The 14880-nt window shown below is 71.7% G+C and carries 14 protein-coding genes and 1 riboswitch; of the genes, 6 read left to right on the top strand and 8 right to left on the bottom strand.

What is annotated here, in order from left to right:
- The first annotated feature begins 8 nt into the window (after nt 1–8).
- Genes G3I54_RS03335 through G3I54_RS03315 form a run of 5 tightly spaced genes read left to right on the top strand, consistent with a single transcriptional unit; the run spans nt 9 to nt 5305 of the window.
- Nucleotides 9–968: an STM4015 family protein gene (locus G3I54_RS03335; protein WP_164610903.1), complete on the top strand. Its 960-nt coding sequence runs from the start codon at nt 9–11 to the stop codon at nt 966–968.
- On the top strand, nt 949–2106 hold the full coding sequence (locus G3I54_RS03330) for an STM4014 family protein (protein ID WP_164610901.1): 1158 nt from the start codon (nt 949–951) through the stop codon (nt 2104–2106). Before G3I54_RS03335 ends, G3I54_RS03330 begins: the two co-directional genes overlap by 20 nt.
- 43 nt (nt 2107–2149) lie before the next feature.
- Nucleotides 2150–2995 carry an STM4013/SEN3800 family hydrolase gene (locus tag G3I54_RS03325; RefSeq protein WP_164610928.1) on the top strand — a complete coding sequence of 282 codons (846 nt, stop codon included), beginning with the start codon at nt 2150–2152 and terminating at the stop codon, nt 2993–2995.
- The gene (locus G3I54_RS03320; RefSeq protein ID WP_164610899.1) at nt 2992–4374 is read left to right on the top strand and encodes an STM4012 family radical SAM protein; all 1383 of its coding nucleotides are present in this window, start codon (nt 2992–2994) and stop codon (nt 4372–4374) included. Before G3I54_RS03325 ends, G3I54_RS03320 begins: the two co-directional genes overlap by 4 nt.
- 7 nt (nt 4375–4381) lie before the next feature.
- A complete protein-coding gene (locus G3I54_RS03315; protein ID WP_164610897.1) occupies nt 4382–5305 on the top strand; it encodes an STM4011 family radical SAM protein in 924 nt (307 codons plus the stop codon).
- Nucleotides 5306–5316: 11 nt separating this feature from the next.
- Here G3I54_RS03315 and G3I54_RS03310 read toward each other — a convergent pair whose 3' ends face one another.
- Together G3I54_RS03310 and G3I54_RS03305 are read right to left on the bottom strand one after the other, a co-directional pair.
- Entirely contained in the window at nt 5317–6144 is an 828-nt protein-coding gene (locus G3I54_RS03310) for an SGNH/GDSL hydrolase family protein (protein WP_164610895.1), read from the bottom strand.
- Nucleotides 6145–6305: 161 nt separating this feature from the next.
- Nucleotides 6306–7262, bottom strand: coding sequence for a LysM peptidoglycan-binding domain-containing M23 family metallopeptidase (locus G3I54_RS03305; protein WP_164610893.1), 957 nt, complete (start codon nt 7260–7262; stop codon nt 6306–6308).
- A 3-nt stretch (nt 7263–7265) separates the two neighbouring features.
- A riboswitch (cyclic di-AMP (ydaO/yuaA leader) is annotated at nt 7266–7426 on the bottom strand.
- A 443-nt stretch (nt 7427–7869) separates the two neighbouring features.
- On the opposite strand from G3I54_RS03305, the gene G3I54_RS03300 reads away from it, so the two are divergent.
- Nucleotides 7870–8682 carry a tyrosine-protein phosphatase gene (locus G3I54_RS03300; RefSeq protein WP_164610891.1) on the top strand — a complete coding sequence of 271 codons (813 nt, stop codon included), beginning with the start codon at nt 7870–7872 and terminating at the stop codon, nt 8680–8682.
- Nucleotides 8683–8701: 19 nt separating this feature from the next.
- Here G3I54_RS03300 and G3I54_RS38835 read toward each other — a convergent pair whose 3' ends face one another.
- The 6 genes from G3I54_RS38835 to shc form a co-directional block, all read right to left on the bottom strand.
- Nucleotides 8702–8875: a DUF6126 family protein gene (locus G3I54_RS38835; protein ID WP_203685451.1), complete on the bottom strand. Its 174-nt coding sequence runs from the start codon at nt 8873–8875 to the stop codon at nt 8702–8704.
- Between the two features lie 64 nt (nt 8876–8939).
- Complete coding sequence (locus G3I54_RS03295) at nt 8940–9548, bottom strand: XRE family transcriptional regulator (protein WP_030623236.1); 609 nt, start codon at nt 9546–9548, stop codon at nt 8940–8942.
- Nucleotides 9549–9614: 66 nt separating this feature from the next.
- Complete coding sequence (locus tag G3I54_RS03290) at nt 9615–11012, bottom strand: aspartate aminotransferase family protein (protein WP_164610890.1); 1398 nt, start codon at nt 11010–11012, stop codon at nt 9615–9617.
- Nucleotides 11013–11102: 90 nt separating this feature from the next.
- Nucleotides 11103–12122, bottom strand: coding sequence for an adenosyl-hopene transferase HpnH (gene hpnH / locus G3I54_RS03285; protein WP_164610888.1), 1020 nt, complete (start codon nt 12120–12122; stop codon nt 11103–11105).
- Between the two features lie 5 nt (nt 12123–12127).
- The gene (locus tag G3I54_RS03280) at nt 12128–12775 is read right to left on the bottom strand and encodes a 1-hydroxy-2-methyl-2-butenyl 4-diphosphate reductase (protein ID WP_164610886.1); all 648 of its coding nucleotides are present in this window, start codon (nt 12773–12775) and stop codon (nt 12128–12130) included.
- Nucleotides 12775–14775, bottom strand: a complete 2001-nt coding sequence (gene shc, locus G3I54_RS03275; RefSeq protein WP_164610884.1) for a squalene--hopene cyclase — start codon at nt 14773–14775, stop codon at nt 12775–12777. Before shc ends, G3I54_RS03280 begins: the two co-directional genes overlap by 1 nt.
- Nucleotides 14776–14880 lie beyond the last annotated feature (105 nt).

The raw sequence follows: 14880 nt of genomic DNA, 5'->3' as shown, positions 1-14880 counted from the left end.
CACGCGTCATGACGTATCTCGGCATTCGGCACTTCGACCGGTTCCACGGTCTGCCGGTCCACACCCCCGCGCCCTCGTCCGGTGCCCTGCCCGCCGCCGACACCGTGGCCTGGCGGCTGGAGTGCGCGTACGACGAGGACACCGACTTCACCGCCCTGTGGGGCCAGTTCGTGGACACGGTGGACACGGAGCGGGTCCGGGCGCTCGTCATCGGCCCCTGGTGGCGTGAGGACTACACGCCGTTCGCCGAGGTGGCGGAGCTGCTCGTCGCCGACGCGGCGCTCTTCCCGGCGCTGCGGGGGCTCTTTCTCGCCGATGTGGTGAGCGAGGAGTGCGAGGTGTCCTGGCTGCGCATGTGCGACATCACCCCGGTGCTCGAAGCGCTGCCGCTGCTGGAGGAGTTCGCCGTGCGCGGCTGCGGCCAGGAGGGGCTCGGGCTGCGACCGGTGCGTCATACGTCGCTGAAGTCGCTGCGCTTCGAGTCCGGCGGGCTGCCCGGCCGGCTGGTGCGGGCCGTCGGCGCGAGCGAGCTGCCCGCGCTGGAGCGGCTGGATCTGTGGTTCGGCAGTTCGTGGTACGGGGGCGACGCCACGGTCGACGACATCCGGCCGGTCCTGTCGGGCGGTGTGTTCCCCCGGCTGCGCCACCTGGGGCTGCGCAACAGCGAGATCCAGGACGAGATCGCCGCGGCCGTGGCCTCCGCGCCCGTCGTCGCCCAGTTGGAGACCCTGGCCCTGTCCATGGGCACCCTGAGCGACACGGGCGGCGAGGCACTGCTCAACGGGCAGCCGCTGAACCACCTGTCCACGCTCGACCTACGCCACCACTACCTCACCGAGCCGGTGCTGGACCGCATCAGGGCCGCGTGCGCCCCGGCCGTCGTCGAGGCGGGCGAGGCCGAGGACGACTACGCCGACCCGGACGACGAGGACGACGAACCGGAGCGCTATGTGGCGGTCAGTGAATAGCCCCGGCGACGGACCGCTGCCGCGCTTCGCGGTCGTCGGCAATCCGGACAACCGCCGGGTCGCCTTCTTCCAGGAGGCCGTGCGCACCGCCGGCCTCCCGGCGGCCCGGGTCGTGTCCTGGCTCCAGGTGCTGCGCGGCGAGGCGGTGTTCGGGCCCGGCGAGAGCGTACGGATCGATTCGCCCGGTGAGGACGCCGAGGTGGAGCGGCTGCTCCGCGGGGTCGACGACCCGACCCGGGTGGAGGGTTCTGCCCGGTGGTACGCGCGGTTCACCGCCGCGGTGGACGCGGTGGCGGGCGCGGCCTCGGCCGCGGGCGCCGAGGTGCTGGGCTCCCCCGGTGACATCGCCACGCTCTTCGACAAGCGGCTGTGCCACGGGCTGCTCGACCGGGCGGGGATCTCCGTGCCCGCCTCGCCGACGTCCGGCCCGGAGGCGGCGCCGGTGCGCGGCTGGTCCGACGTACGGGAGGCGCTGCGCGAGCACCGGATGCCCCGGGCGTTCGTGAAGCTCGCGCACGGCTCCTCCGCCTCCGGGGTGCTGGCGGTGGAGACGGCGGGCCCCGGCCGGGTGCGGGCGAGCACCTCGGTGGAACGGGACGCGTCGGGGCGGCTGTTCAACTCGTTGCGGGTGCGGCGCTACACCTCCGAGCGGGAGGTCGGCGCGATCGTGGACGCGCTGGCCCCGGACGGGCTGCACATCGAGCGCTGGCTGCCGAAGGCGTCCCAGCGGGGGCGGGCCGCGGATCTGCGGATCGTGGTGATCGGCGGCCGGGCGACGCACGCCGTGGTGCGGACGAGCACGAGCCCCATGACCAATCTGCATCTCGGCGGCGCGCGCGGTGACCTCGACGAGGTCCGGGCCGCCGTGGCGGCGGCGGGCGGCTGCTGGCGTGAGGCGCTGGCGATGTGCGAGCGGGCCGCGGCCTGCTTCCCCGGGACGCCCTGTGTGGGCGTCGATCTGCTGCCCACGGCCGGCTGGCGGCGCTTCGCCGTCGGCGAGGTCAACGCCTTCGGCGATCTGCTGCCCGGACTGACCGGTCTGCCGGGCAGCGGGGCCGAGGGCCTGGACACCTATGCGGCGCAGGTCGCCGCCGTACTGGACCGAGCAAGGAACCACCGTGCTGTCACCGCTTCCTGATCCCGACCCGTCCCACGCGCCCGGCGGGTCCGGGCGGCCCGACATGGGCGAGGTCGTGGGCAGCCACGATCTGCTGCTGGTCACCCTGGACACCCTGCGCCACGACGTGGCCGTCGAGCTGGCGGCCGCCGGGCGCATCCCGAGCCTCGCCCGGCATCTGCCCGGGGGCGGCTGGGAGGAGCGGCATGCTCCGGGCAGCTTCACCTACGCCTCGCACCAGGCGATGTTCGCCGGGTTCCTGCCGACGCCCGCCTCCCCCGGGCCGCATCCGCGGCTGTTCGCGGCGCGGTTCGCGGGCAGTGAGACGACGGCGGACGGCACGTTCGTGTTCGACACGCCGGATCTGGTGTCGGGGCTGGCCGCCGAGGGCTATCGCACGGTGTGTATCGGCGGGGTCGGCTTCTTCAACCGCCAGGGGCCGCTCGGTTCCGTGCTGCCCGGGATGTTCCAGGAGAGCCACTGGGAGCCCGGCTTCGGCGTCGCATCGCCGACCTCGTTCGAGGAGCAGGTGGCCCGGGCCGAGGAGGTCGTCGCGGCGCTCCCCCGGGAGCAGCGGCTGTTCCTCTTCGTCAATGTGTCCGCCCTGCATCAGCCGAACTGGTTCCATCTGCCCGGAGCGACCCGCGAGGCGGGCGACTCCCGCGCCACGCACGCGGCGGCCCTGGAGTACGTGGACCGGCACATCGGCCGGCTCTTCGCCGCGGCGAGCAGCCGCCGCCGTTGCTTCGCCATCGTCTGTTCCGACCACGGCACCGCCTACGGCGACGACGGCTACACCGGTCACCGGCTCGGCCACCCGGCCGTCTGGACCGTGCCGTACGCCCACTTCTTCCTCGAACCGCCCGCACCGCTCGAACCCGCATCGCCAGAACCGGGGGCCGCCCGATGACGCTCACCACCAGCACTCCGGTGCCGCCCGCCGTCCGGCCGTACGAGAGTTACGTCTACGCCTATCCGCACAAGACGGCCTACCGGCCGCTCCCGGACCGCCCGTCGCTGCGGTCGCTGTGGGCGGCGGAGCCCAAGGACGCGCTCTCCCTCTATCTCCACATACCGTTCTGCGAGGTCCGCTGCGGCTTCTGCAACCTCTTCACCCGGATCGGCGCGCCCGAGGAGCTGACGACGCGCTATCTGGACGCGCTGGAACGGCAGGCCGTGGCCGTCCGGGACGCTTTGGGCGACGAGGAGCCGGTGCGGTTCGCGGCGGCGGCGTTCGGCGGCGGGACGCCGACCTTCCTGACCGCCGGGGAGCTGGAGCGGCTCTGCGACATAGCGGAGAAGCGGATGGGCGCCGAGCTGAGCGCGGTCCCGCTGTCCGTGGAGACCTCGCCCTCCACGGCGACGGCGGACCGGCTGGCGGTGCTGGCCGACCGGGGCACGACCAGGGTCAGCATCGGCGTGCAGAGTTTCGTGGACGAGGAGGCGCGGGCGGCGGTCCGCCCACAGCGCCGGGCCGATGTGGAGGCGGCGCTCGGCCGTATCCGCGAGGCCCGGATCCCGGTGCTGAACATCGATCTGATCTACGGCATCGACGGGCAGAGCGAGCGCAGCTGGCTCGCCTCGCTGGACGCGGCGCTGGCCTGGCGGCCGGAGGAGCTGTATCTGTATCCGCTGTATGTCCGCCCGCTCACCGGTCTGCACCGCCTGGGCGTGGCGTCCGGCGCGGAGGCGCAGGCCCCGGAGGATGCCGCCTGGGACGAGCAGCGGCTGCGGCTGTACGCGGTGGGGCGGGACCATCTGCTGGCGCACGGCTACGAGCAGGTGTCGATGCGGATGTTCCGGCGGACCGACGCCCCTCGGGAGCAGGAGGGGCCCGAGGACTACGCCTGCCAGACCGACGGCATGATCGGCCTGGGCTGCGGGGCCCGTTCGTACACGGCGGCCCTGCACTACTCCTTCGACTACGCGGTGGACATGCGGGAGATCCGGTCGATCATCGACCGTTTCACCGCCACCGAGGACTTCTCGCGGGCCGAGGTCGGCCGGTATGTCGACGTCGACGAGGCGCGCCGACGCCACCTCCTCCAGTCGCTGCTCCAGGCGGCGGGGCTGCCGGTGGCGGACTACCGGGCGCGGTTCGGTACGGATCCGGGCGCGGACTTCCCGGCCGAGCTGGCCGGGTTCGCGGCCCGGGGCTGGCTGGACGACTCGGCCCCGGAGGGGCTGCTGCGGCTGTCCCCGTCGGGTCTGACCCACTCCGACGCGCTGGGTCCGGCGCTGTTCTCCCCCGGGGTGCGGGCCGCGATGGCCGCGTACGAGCGGAAGTGAGCCGGACATGGACCTGACGATTCTCTACCGGGGCCCGCTCGCCTCCTGCGACTACGACTGTCCGTACTGCCCGTTCGCCAAGCGGCGGGACAGCCGCGCGCAGCTCACGGCGGACCGGGAGGCGCTGGAGCGGTTCACCGGCTGGGCGGCGGCACAGACCGGCGACCGGCTGTCCGTGCTGTTCACCCCGTGGGGCGAAGGGCTGGTGCGTTCCTGGTACCGGCGGGCGCTGACCGAGCTGTCGCGGCTGCCGCACATCGGCCGGGTCGCGATCCAGACGAACCTGAGCGGCCGCACCGACTGGCTGGCGGACGCCGATCCGGCGCGGATCGCGCTGTGGTGCACGTACCACCCGGGGCAGACGCCGTACGACCGGTTTCTGGGTAAATGCCGGGAGCTGTCGGCGAAGGGGATCCGCTACAGCGTGGGGGTGGTGGGCTTCGACGCCCATCTGGAGGAGGCGCGGCGGCTGCGGGCGGCGCTGCCCGAGGAGGTCTATCTCTGGGTGAACGCCGCCGAGGGCCATACGTACACCGACGAGGAGGCGGCGCGGTGGACGGAGCTGGATCCGCTGTTCCCCTACAGCCGTGATCCGCACCGCTCGGCGGGGCTGCCCTGCCGGACGGGCGAGTCGGTGATCTCGGTGGACGGCGACGGCACGGTGCGGCGCTGTCACTTCGTCAAGGCGGAGCTGGGCAATCTCTACGACGGCAGCTACCGCCGGGCGCTCGGCCCGCGGGCCTGTCCGCTCGCCGTGTGCGACTGCCACATCGGCTATGTGCATCTGGAGACGCTGCCGCTGTACGACGTGTTCGCGGGCGGCGTCCTGGAGCGGATACCGGCGGGGCGCCCACCGGGCGCGGGCACGCCGCCGGACGGGCTCGTGGTGCCGAACCCGTCCCGGCGTGCGCTTCCCCTGCTGGAGCCCTGAGCTCCCGGCCGCTACAGCGGCAGCAGGTCGGGGCGCTTCGCCTCGACGTGGTCGCCGGAGGACTCGCCGCGCAGCCGTCGTCCGATCCACGGCACCAGGTATTCGCGGGCCCACTGGATGTTGTCGCGCCGCTCGTCGAAGGGGCTGCGCTGGGCCTGCGGAGGCCAGGGCTGGTCGGGGTCGGCGGGCACGTCGTGGCCGAGGACCTGGGCGGCGCGCAGGGCAACCCGGGTGTGGCCCTCGGGCGACAGATGCAGCCGGTCGGCGTCCCACGCGCGCCGGTCCTGGACCGAGCGCAGCGACCACAGGTCCAGCACGGGGCACTGGTAGCGGTCGGCGATGGCCCGCAGATGGACGTTGTACGTGGCGATCTTGCCGCGCATGTGGCGCAGCACCGGAACGCCCCGGGTGTCGAAGCCGGTGGTGACCATGACCGTGCCGACGGCGTTGCTCAGGTCGGCGACCGCCCGCTCGAAACGCTCGGCGAGGTCGTCGGGGTCGGTGCCGGGCCGGATGATGTCGTTGCCGCCCGCGCAGAAGCTGACCAGGTCGGGGGCCAGCTCCTTGGCGCGGGGGATCTGCTCCTCGACGATCTGGTCGAGGAGACGTCCTCGTACGGCGAGATTGGCGTAGCGGAAGTCCCCGTGCGGGGAGTCCTCGGGGCCGGCCTCCGCGTCGGGGGCCGGGAGCCGGTCGGCGAGGAGGACCGCGAAGCGGTCCGCCCAGCCTACGAAGGTCCCGTCGGGGCCGGGGTCGCCGACGCCCTCGGTGAAACTGTCGCCAATCGCCGCGTACGACCCGATGATGTGCTGCTGGTTGTTTCTCGAATCGTCTGCCACAAGCACTTATCCTGCATCGTTCGATGTGACCTACGCGACCGTAATACGGGGTTGACGGGTGGTGAGATAGACCACCCGGTCAGGTTTTGGTAAAGCCGGAATAAAGAGAGGGGCGGTGCGCCGCCGCGCACCGCCCCTCGGATACTTCTCGTCGCGCTCGGTCAGACGGAGACGCCGTGCTGACGCAGGTACGCGATCGGGTCGACGTCCGAGCCGTAGCTCGGGCCGGTGCGGACCTCGAAGTGCAGGTGCGGGCCGGTGGAGTTGCCGGTGGAGCCGGAGAGGCCGATCTGCTGGCCGCCGGTGACGGTCTGGCCGACGGAGACGTTCAGCGAGGACTGGTGGGCGTACTGGGAGTACATGCCGTCCTCGTGCTGGATGACGACCTCGTTGCCGTACGAGCCGCTGTTGCCGGCCGAGACGACGGTGCCCGGGCCGATGGCCAGGACGGGGGTGCCGGAGGCGGCCTGGAAGTCCGATCCGGTGTGGTAGCCGCTGGACCAGCTGGCGCCCGAAGCGCGGTACTGGGTGGTGACGTTGGCGCTGGCCAGCGGGGCCGACCAGCCGGAGCCGGTGGCCTCGGAGGAGCCGGTCTGCGCGGAGTCGCCGGAGCCCTCGGAGTCGTCGGCGGAGATGGTGTCGCCCTTCGGGGCTTCCTTCGGCGCGGCCTTCGGGGCCGGAGCGGCCTTCTTCGGGGCGGCCTCGGGAGCGGCGGACTTCTCGGCCGGGGCGGAGCCCTTGGCGCCGAGGGTCAGCTTCATGCCCGGGTGGATCAGGCTGGGGTTCTCGCCGACGGTGGAGCGGTTGTCCTGGTACAGCTTCTCCCACCCGCCCTTGAGCTGGTGCTCGGCCGCGATCTTCGACAGGTAGTCGCCGGAGACGACGGAGTACGTCTTCGGGGCGGTCTTCGACGCGGCGGGGGCGGCCGACGGGGCGGTGTGCGCGGCGGCGACCGAGGCGGCGGCGGGCTTCGCGGCCGGAGCGGCCTGGTCGGCGGCGCTCGCGACGGTGGCGCCGATGAGCGGCAGGGCGAGTGCGGCGCCGCCGGTCCCCGCGACGAGGACGCCGCGGGAGATCGGGCCGGACTTCGGACGACGGTGCTTACCCTTTGCGGGCATGGGGAAGTTCCTCTCCGGCGCCTGCGAGGTGAGCTGTCGGGTTCGGGCTGGAGATGCCCGGTCGCGTTGCGGCGACTTCACCCCGAGCCGGTCCGGATCACTCCGGATCGGCGGCTTACCTGGTTCCCCCGCTCCTGCCACACGTGAGTGGGTGGGTGCGAATTCCGGGCGGCGGCAGGATTAGGCGGTCCGTCCGGATTGCGGCGACCGTAAACCGGTCAGGACGAGCGGAACAAGCCATCGGTTGCGCGCCGGAATCATCGATTCGATATCGCCCCGGATTTCCCGTCACACTCCGTGGATTACGGATCTTGGATTTCCGTACGGGCAACGGGAATACCCCCGGGCGCGCTCGCCACGGTCCGTCACGGATATGATCCCGCTCACCTCCGGAATCCCATCTCCCCCATTAGCGGGGCATGTTCTGCGAAATACACCAATACGGACATGCCGCCGAGAGTGCTCCTGACGCCGGGTCAGCCCGGCCTCGACGGCACCCCGCGACGGGGTGGCGACCGTGATGATTTTCTGTCGAATCGATGTCGTATCGTCACGGGAGCGCCCTCGCCGGCGAGCCGCGCCGACGCCAGAGATCCCAGGAGCCACCGTGACGCAGCAGGTGCCGCAGGTCCCGCCGACAGAGACCGTGCTGACCGGAGTCCGCAACTTCCGCGACGTGGGCGGGCTCCCCACCACGGACGGGCGGCGCACCGCCTTCGGGCGGCTCTACCGCAGCGGCCACCTGGCGCACGCCACCGCCGAGGACGCGGCCTTCCTCGGCGGGCTCGGACTGCACACGGTCTTCGACTTCCGCCACTCCGCCGACCACCGCCTCGACGGTTACGACATCGAGCTGCCCGGTGTCCGCAATGTCAGCATTCCGCTCTCGGACCCGGCCGACGGCGCGGAGTTCTGGCGGCTGGTGGGCGACGGGAACATCGAGCAGCTGCGCTCGGTCCTCGCCAACGGCAAGGGCGTCGACCGCATGATCCGGATGTACCGCGCGACGATCGAGGACCGCACCGCCGAGCACAGCCGGGTGCTGCACGCGCTGGCCGAGGACAGCGTCCCGGCCCTGATGCACTGCGCGGCGGGCAAGGACCGGGCCGGCCTCTCGATCGCGGTCGCCCTGCTGGCGGTCGGCGTGGAGGTGGAGGCGATCGAGGAGGACTACCTCAAGTCCAACGACCTCCACCGCCGCTACAACGTGAAGCGCTCCGACGCGTCCGACGCGGGCATGTCGCCCGAGGTGATGGAGCTGCTGGACCCGCTCTTCGGGGCGCGGCCCGCCTATCTCGCGGCGGCCTTCGCGACCATCGAGGAGAACTGGGGCACGACGGACCGCTACCTGGCCGAGGGGCTGAAGATCTCCGCCGACACCCGGGAGCGGCTGCGCGAGCGCCTGCTCGACCAGGACTGACCCGTCCGCCGGCGGGCCGTCACTTGCTCCCGGCCACCACGAAGAGCAGGTAGAGGAAGGCCGCGATGACATGGCCCGCCACCAGATAGGCGAAGAGCCGGATGATGACGCCGCGCGGCATCCGCTTCTCCTGCGGGTCCTCGTTCGCGCGACGTCCGGGGCCCAGCGGGTCGTAGTGTTCGGAATCGGACATGACGGTCCTCTCTGTCGGCCTCGCGGCCGGTGGAGCGAAGGATGGAGCCGGCGGGGACGGCCGGTCAGCGCGCGTGGAGGGCGTTGCCGAGGCAGAGCTCGGCGGCGGGACTCTGCAGCAGGGTGTGGACGAAGAGCAGCTCAGCACCGCCGCGGTCGACGGCCGCGATCCGGTGCGGGGTGAGCGAGTCGAAGTGGGCGCTGTCGCCGGGTTCGAGGTCGTGCACGGTGTCGCCGAGCCCGACCCGCAGCCGCCCCTCCATGACGTACAGCCACTCCTCGCCGGGATGGACCCGGACCAGGTCGCCCTGGGCCCCGTACGGAACACGTACCCGCAGGGCCTGCATCGCGCGGCCGGAGCCGCCGGCCTGCCGGTACATCCAGCCGTCCGCCTCCGCCCCCTCGAAGCCGCCGCCGCGGACGATCGCGTCCCGTTCGGGCGGCTGCTCGCCGAGGAGCTCGGAGACCGTCGTACCGTAGATACGGGCCAGCCCCAGCAGCATCGGCAGCGAGGGCTGTCGGCGGCCGGTCTCCAGCCGGGAGAGATGGGCCGGGGAGAGTCCGGCCCGCCGGGCGGCGGTCTCCAGGGTGAGACCACGGCTTCGGCGCAGGTCACGCAGTCGGGGTGCGACGCCGGGGAGCTCGTCCGGCACCCCTTCGTCCGGAGGGTTCATGCCTCCATTGGGCCAGGATCTTTCCTCCGGGGCAAATAACTTGCCCCGGAGGCAAAGCGGCATCCGTCAGCGGTTGGCCACGGCCTGCTTGACCAGCGTCCGGCCGAAGTCCCACATCAGTCCGCCGCCGCTGTGCGCGTCGTCCATGACGGAGGTGAACGCCGCCACGAAGCGCTCCACCTCCGCGTCGCCGATGACCAGCGGCGGGATCAGCTTGATCACTTCCAGGTGGTCGCCGGAGACCTGGGTGAGGATCCGGTGCTTCTGGAGCAGCGGCACCACGACCATCTGAGCGAAGAGCCCCTTGCGGGCCGCCTGGAGCATGGTCCAGCGGCTGCGGAGCTTCAGCGACGACGGCCGGCCGAACTCGATGCCGATCATCAGCCCGCGCCCGCGGACCTCGTGCAGCAGCTCGTAGCGGTCCACCAGGGCCGCCAGCCGCTCGCGCAGCAGATCGCCGGTGCGCCGGGCGTTCGCGACGGTCTCCTCGTCCTCCATCACCGTCAGGACGGCGAGCCCGGCCGCCATCGCCTGCGCGTTGGAGCCGAAGCTCGCGGAGTGGACGAGGACCCGGTCCATCGAGGAGTAGACCTTGCGGAAGATCCAGTCCTTGCCGAGGGTCGCGCCGACGGGCACATAGCCGCCGGAGAGCGCCTTGGCCACGCAGACCAGATCGGGCTCCACGCCCTCCTCGTGCTGGTAGGCGTAGAAGTCCCCGGTCCGGCCCAGGCCCGTCTGCACCTCGTCGGCGATCAGGAGCGCCTTGTGCCGGTGCAGCAGCTCCTGCGCCTGACGCAGATAGCCGGGCGGCGCGGCGTGCACGCCCTTGCCCTGGATCGGCTCGACGACCAGGGCCGCGACATCGCCCCGCTTCAGCTCGCGGCGCAGCGCGTCCAGGTCGCCGAGCGGCACGGCCGTGTCGGGCAGCAGCGGGGCGAAGCCGTCGCGGAAGCCGCTCTCCCCGTTGACCGACAGCGATCCGGTGGTGAGCCCGTGAAAGGCGTGGTCGCAGTAGAGGACCCGGGGCTTCCCGGTGGCGTACCGGGCGAATTTCAGCGCCGTCTCGACCGCTTCCGTGCCGCTGTTCCCGAAGAAGACGCGGTCCAGGTGCGGGCTGTGGGTCAGCAGCTTCTCGGCGAGCAGTCCGGGCAGCGGCTGGCAGTCGAAGCGGGTGAGGTCGGCGAGCTGGGCGTCCAGGACGTCGTGCAGGGCCTGCCGGACGACGGGGTGGTGGCGGCCCAGGCCCATGACGCCGAACCCGGCGAGCATGTCGAGGTAGTCGTTGCCGTCCGCGTCCCAGAAATACGCGCCCTCGGCCCGCTCGTAGACCTTGTCGAAGCCGATGGTGTGCAGCATGCGCGGCAGCTGGTGGTTGAGGTGGCGCGCGTGCAGCTCGTACCGCTCGGCCCCGCGCTCGGCGAGGAGCCGCGTCAGATCGAAGCCCTGGGATCCGCCGTCCGTCATCGCCCGCTCTTCTCCTTCGGATGTGCTGCACCGTGCGGCCGGCCGCCCGGGGAACCCGCGGCGGCCGGCCGTACCTCGTCGGTCACCGGCTCACCGGTTGCTGGTGATGGTCTCCCGGGCCGCGCGCAGGGATTCCTTGAGGGACCCCATGGTGGCGAGCACCGCCGTGGGCTCGTAGCCGCAGTGCGCCATGCAGTTGGCGCAGCGCGGGTCCTTGCCGCGGCCGTACTTCTCCCAGTCGGTCTCCTCGATGAGCTGACGGTACGTCGGTACGTAGCCGTCGCTCATCAGGTAGCAGGGGCGCTGCCAGCCGAAGAGCGAGTAGTTCGGAATCGCCCACGCGGTGCACGGGAAGTCCGCCTTGCCCTCCAGGAAGTCCAGGAAGAGCGGCGAGTGGTTGAGCCGCCAGCGGGCCCGGTTGCCGCCCGCGAAGGCCTTCTTGAAGAGCTCTCGGGTCTGCTCGACGCCCAGGAAGTGCTCCTGGTCGGGAGCCTTCTCGTAGGCGTAGGCGGGCGAGATCATCATCTCGTCGACGTGCAGGTCGTCGTTGAGGTAGTTGAGGACCTCGATGATGGTCTGCGGGGTGTCGGTGTTGAAGAAGGTGGAGTTGGTGGTGACGCGGAAGCCGCGCCGCTTGGCCTCCTTCATCGCGGCGACGGCCTCGTCGAAGACGCCTTCCTTGGCGACCGACTCGTCGTGCCGTTCGCGCAACCCGTCGATGTGCACGGCGAAGGCGAAGTATGGGGACGGGGTGAACTTGTCGAGCTTCTTGCGCATCAGCATGGCGTTGGTGCAGAGGAAGACGTACTTCTTCCTCGCGACGAGCTGACGCACGATCTCGTCGATCTGCGGATGCATCAGCGGTTCGCCACCGGCGATGGACACCATGGGGGCGCCGGATTCGAGCACCGCGCCCACCGCCTGGGCGACCGGCATGCGCTGCTTCAGGACACCGGCCGGGTGCTGGATCTTGCCGCATCCCTCGCAGGCGAGGTTGCAGGCGAACAACGGCTCCAGCTCGACGATCAACGGGAACTTCTCACGCTTGCGGAGCTTCTGTTCGAAGAGATACGTCGCAACCTTGATGGTCTGGCGGAGCGGCATGGCCATCTAGCTCACCTCCTGGGGAGCAGTAAAGATCGGTGCCATTCGTAGAAAGCCGGAAGGACGGCACGAAGAACGCGGAACGCCGATATTCCACCGCGTACGGTGCCGATGCGGACGAGCTCATGCTCTGGAGCGTCCACGACCACCCGGACGGCCGCAACCGGGCGCGGTCCGTGACACAGGGCGGTACGCAGTGTCGCGGCGGACTCCATGTCCACCGCGATGGCTCCGCCCGCCCGCAGCGCGGCCCGCTCGGAGCCCCGTACGACGTGGTCGGAGCCGGTCAGCGGGCCGGTGTGGACGGTGCGGCCGGGTACGGCCCTGGCGAGTGCGGCGACCAGGACGCCGGTGCCCGTGCAAGGGGTGGTGCCGTCCACGTCCCGGGTCTCCTCGGCGACGACCAGGTCGCCGGGGTGCATCCCCGGCACGAGGCCGGCGCAGAAGCCGGAGGCGATCACGGCGGCGTCAGGAACCCCGTCGGGGCCCAGGAGGCGCGCCACGGCCGTCTCCGCCGCCCGGGGGCCCATTCCGGTGCGCAGGACCCGAACCGGGCCCGGGGCGCCCCTGCCGCTGCGCAGGGCCACCTGCTCGATGCCGAGGGCGCAGGCGACCAGCAGCGGCGTCACGAGGCTCCCGGGCCCTCTCGGATCGCCCATCAGGCCCCCTCGGCGGCGTCCGCGCGGTCGGCGAACGGGTCGCCGTACACATAACGCCCGAGTGCGGTGAGCGGGAAGACCTGGCGGTAGAGGTGGTAGTTGATGGAGAAGTCCCAGGGGAAGCCGGTGCCGGTGAAATACGGCTCGTCCCAGGAGCCGTCGGCCTGCTGCGCCTCGGTCAGCCAGGTGACGCCGCGGGCGACCGAGCGGGTGTCGCGGCGGCCCGCGGCGAGGAGGGCGAGCAGCGCCCAGGCGGTCTGGGAGGCCGTGGACTCACCGTGCCCGATCCACTTCTCCTCCTGGTAGGAGCGCAGGTCCTCGCCCCAGCCGCCGTCGTCGTTCTGGACGGACTCCAGCCAGCCGACGGCCCGGCGGATCGCGGGGTGTCCGGCGGGCAGTCCGGCGGCGATCAGGGCGGGCACCACGGACCCGGTGCCGTAGACGTAGTTGACGCCCCAGCGGCCGAACCAGGCACCGCACGCCTCCTGTTCGGCGAGCAGCCACTCGATGCCCTCGCGGGTACGGGGGTGGTTCGCGAGGCCTTCGACGGCGAGCATCTCCACGACATGGCCGGTGACGTCGGCCGACGGCGGGTCGATGACCTCGCCGAAGTCGCAGAAGGGCAGGCGGTTGGGGAAGGGGCTGGTGTTGTCGGCGTCGAACGCGCCCCAGGCCCCGTTGCGGGACTGCATCCCGAGGTTCCAGCGGACCCCGCGGTCGATGGCCGCCTGCATCCGGGCGGGGTCGGGGTGGCGCACCCGGCGCAGCGCCAGGACGACTTCGGCGGTGTCGTCGATGTCCGGGTAGTTGTCGTTGTGGAACTCGAACGCCCAGCCGCCGGGGGCGAGTTCGGGTTTTCGCACCGACCAGTCTCCGGGTCTGGTGATCTCCTCGGCCAGCATCCAGTCGGCGGCCTTCACCAGGGCGGGGTGGTCGGGTCTGAGGCCGGCGTCGGCCAGCGCGATGGTGGCCAGGCAGGTGTCCCAGACGGGCGACTGGCAGGCCTCGACCATCCGGGCGCCGTCCTCGCGCCGGACGGCGAACCGGTCGAGCGAGGCCAGCCCGGCCTTCATCACCGGGTGGTCGAGGTCGTAGCCGAGGAGATGCAGCGCGATGATGGAGTAGACGGCGGGCGGCTGGATCCCGCCCCAGCAGCCGTCGTTCTCCTGGCGCTCGATGATCCACCGCGCGGCCAGGTTCATCGCCACGCGGCGCAGCGGGCGCGGGGCGACCTTGTGGTAGAGGTGCAGCCCTTTGTCGAGGCGCTGGAAGAGCCCGTCCCAACTGGTGGGCGGAGCGAGCTTCCTGGCCGGGTTGGGGTGGTCCGGGTCGGTGTGCAGCTCGTCCAGGGCGAAGGGCGCCGGGCGCACCGGGCGTTTCGCGGAGACGACGGTGAGCGGCACGATGGTCTGGCGGGCCCAGCAGCCGAAGTCGTAGATGTTGAGCGGGACCCACTTGGGGAAGAACATCAGCTCGGGCGGCAGTTCGGGGAGGTCGTCCCATTTCCACCAGCCGAACAGGGCCAGCCAGATGCGGGTGAAGACGCGGGCGGCCGCGATGCCGCCCTGCTCCCTGATCCAGCCGGAGGCGCGGGCCATGTGCGGTTCGTCGGGGCGGTCCCCGGCCAGCCGCAGGGCGACGTACGCCTCGATCGTGGCGGAGAGGTCGCCCGGTCCGCCGTAGAAGGTGTTCCAGGTGCCGTCGCCGAGCTGTTCGCCGCGGATGAACAGGGCGGCCGCCCGGGTCGTCTCGGCGTCCTGGATGCCGAGGAACTGACGCAGGAGCAGGTCCTCGGCGTCCATCGTGACGTTGGTGGCGAGGTCGCCCTTCCACCAGCCCTGCTCGTCCTGTCTGCCGAGGAGGTGCTCAACGGAGCGTTCCGCGGCCCGTCGCGCGGCGGCGGTCACGTCGTCCGCGGCGGTTGTCGTGTCGGTCGGATCGTCGGCCGGGGCCCCGGAGAGTTTCGCGGCCCCGGCCGATCCGTCGGTCGTCGCTGTCATGAGCTTCCCCTTACGTGCAGTCGGTTCTCTGCTGTGCTGGGGTCTCCGTCGGCCGACGCCCGGTGAGGGGCGCCGGCCGGCGACTGCGAGTCATATGCGAAGAGT

Source organism: Streptomyces sp. SID14515, assembly GCF_010548505.1.
Classification (GTDB): Bacteria; Actinomycetota; Actinomycetes; order Streptomycetales; family Streptomycetaceae; genus Streptomyces; species Streptomyces caviscabies.
Note: the sequence above shows the minus strand (reverse complement) of the source record. Positions and strands in the feature narration are given on the sequence as shown.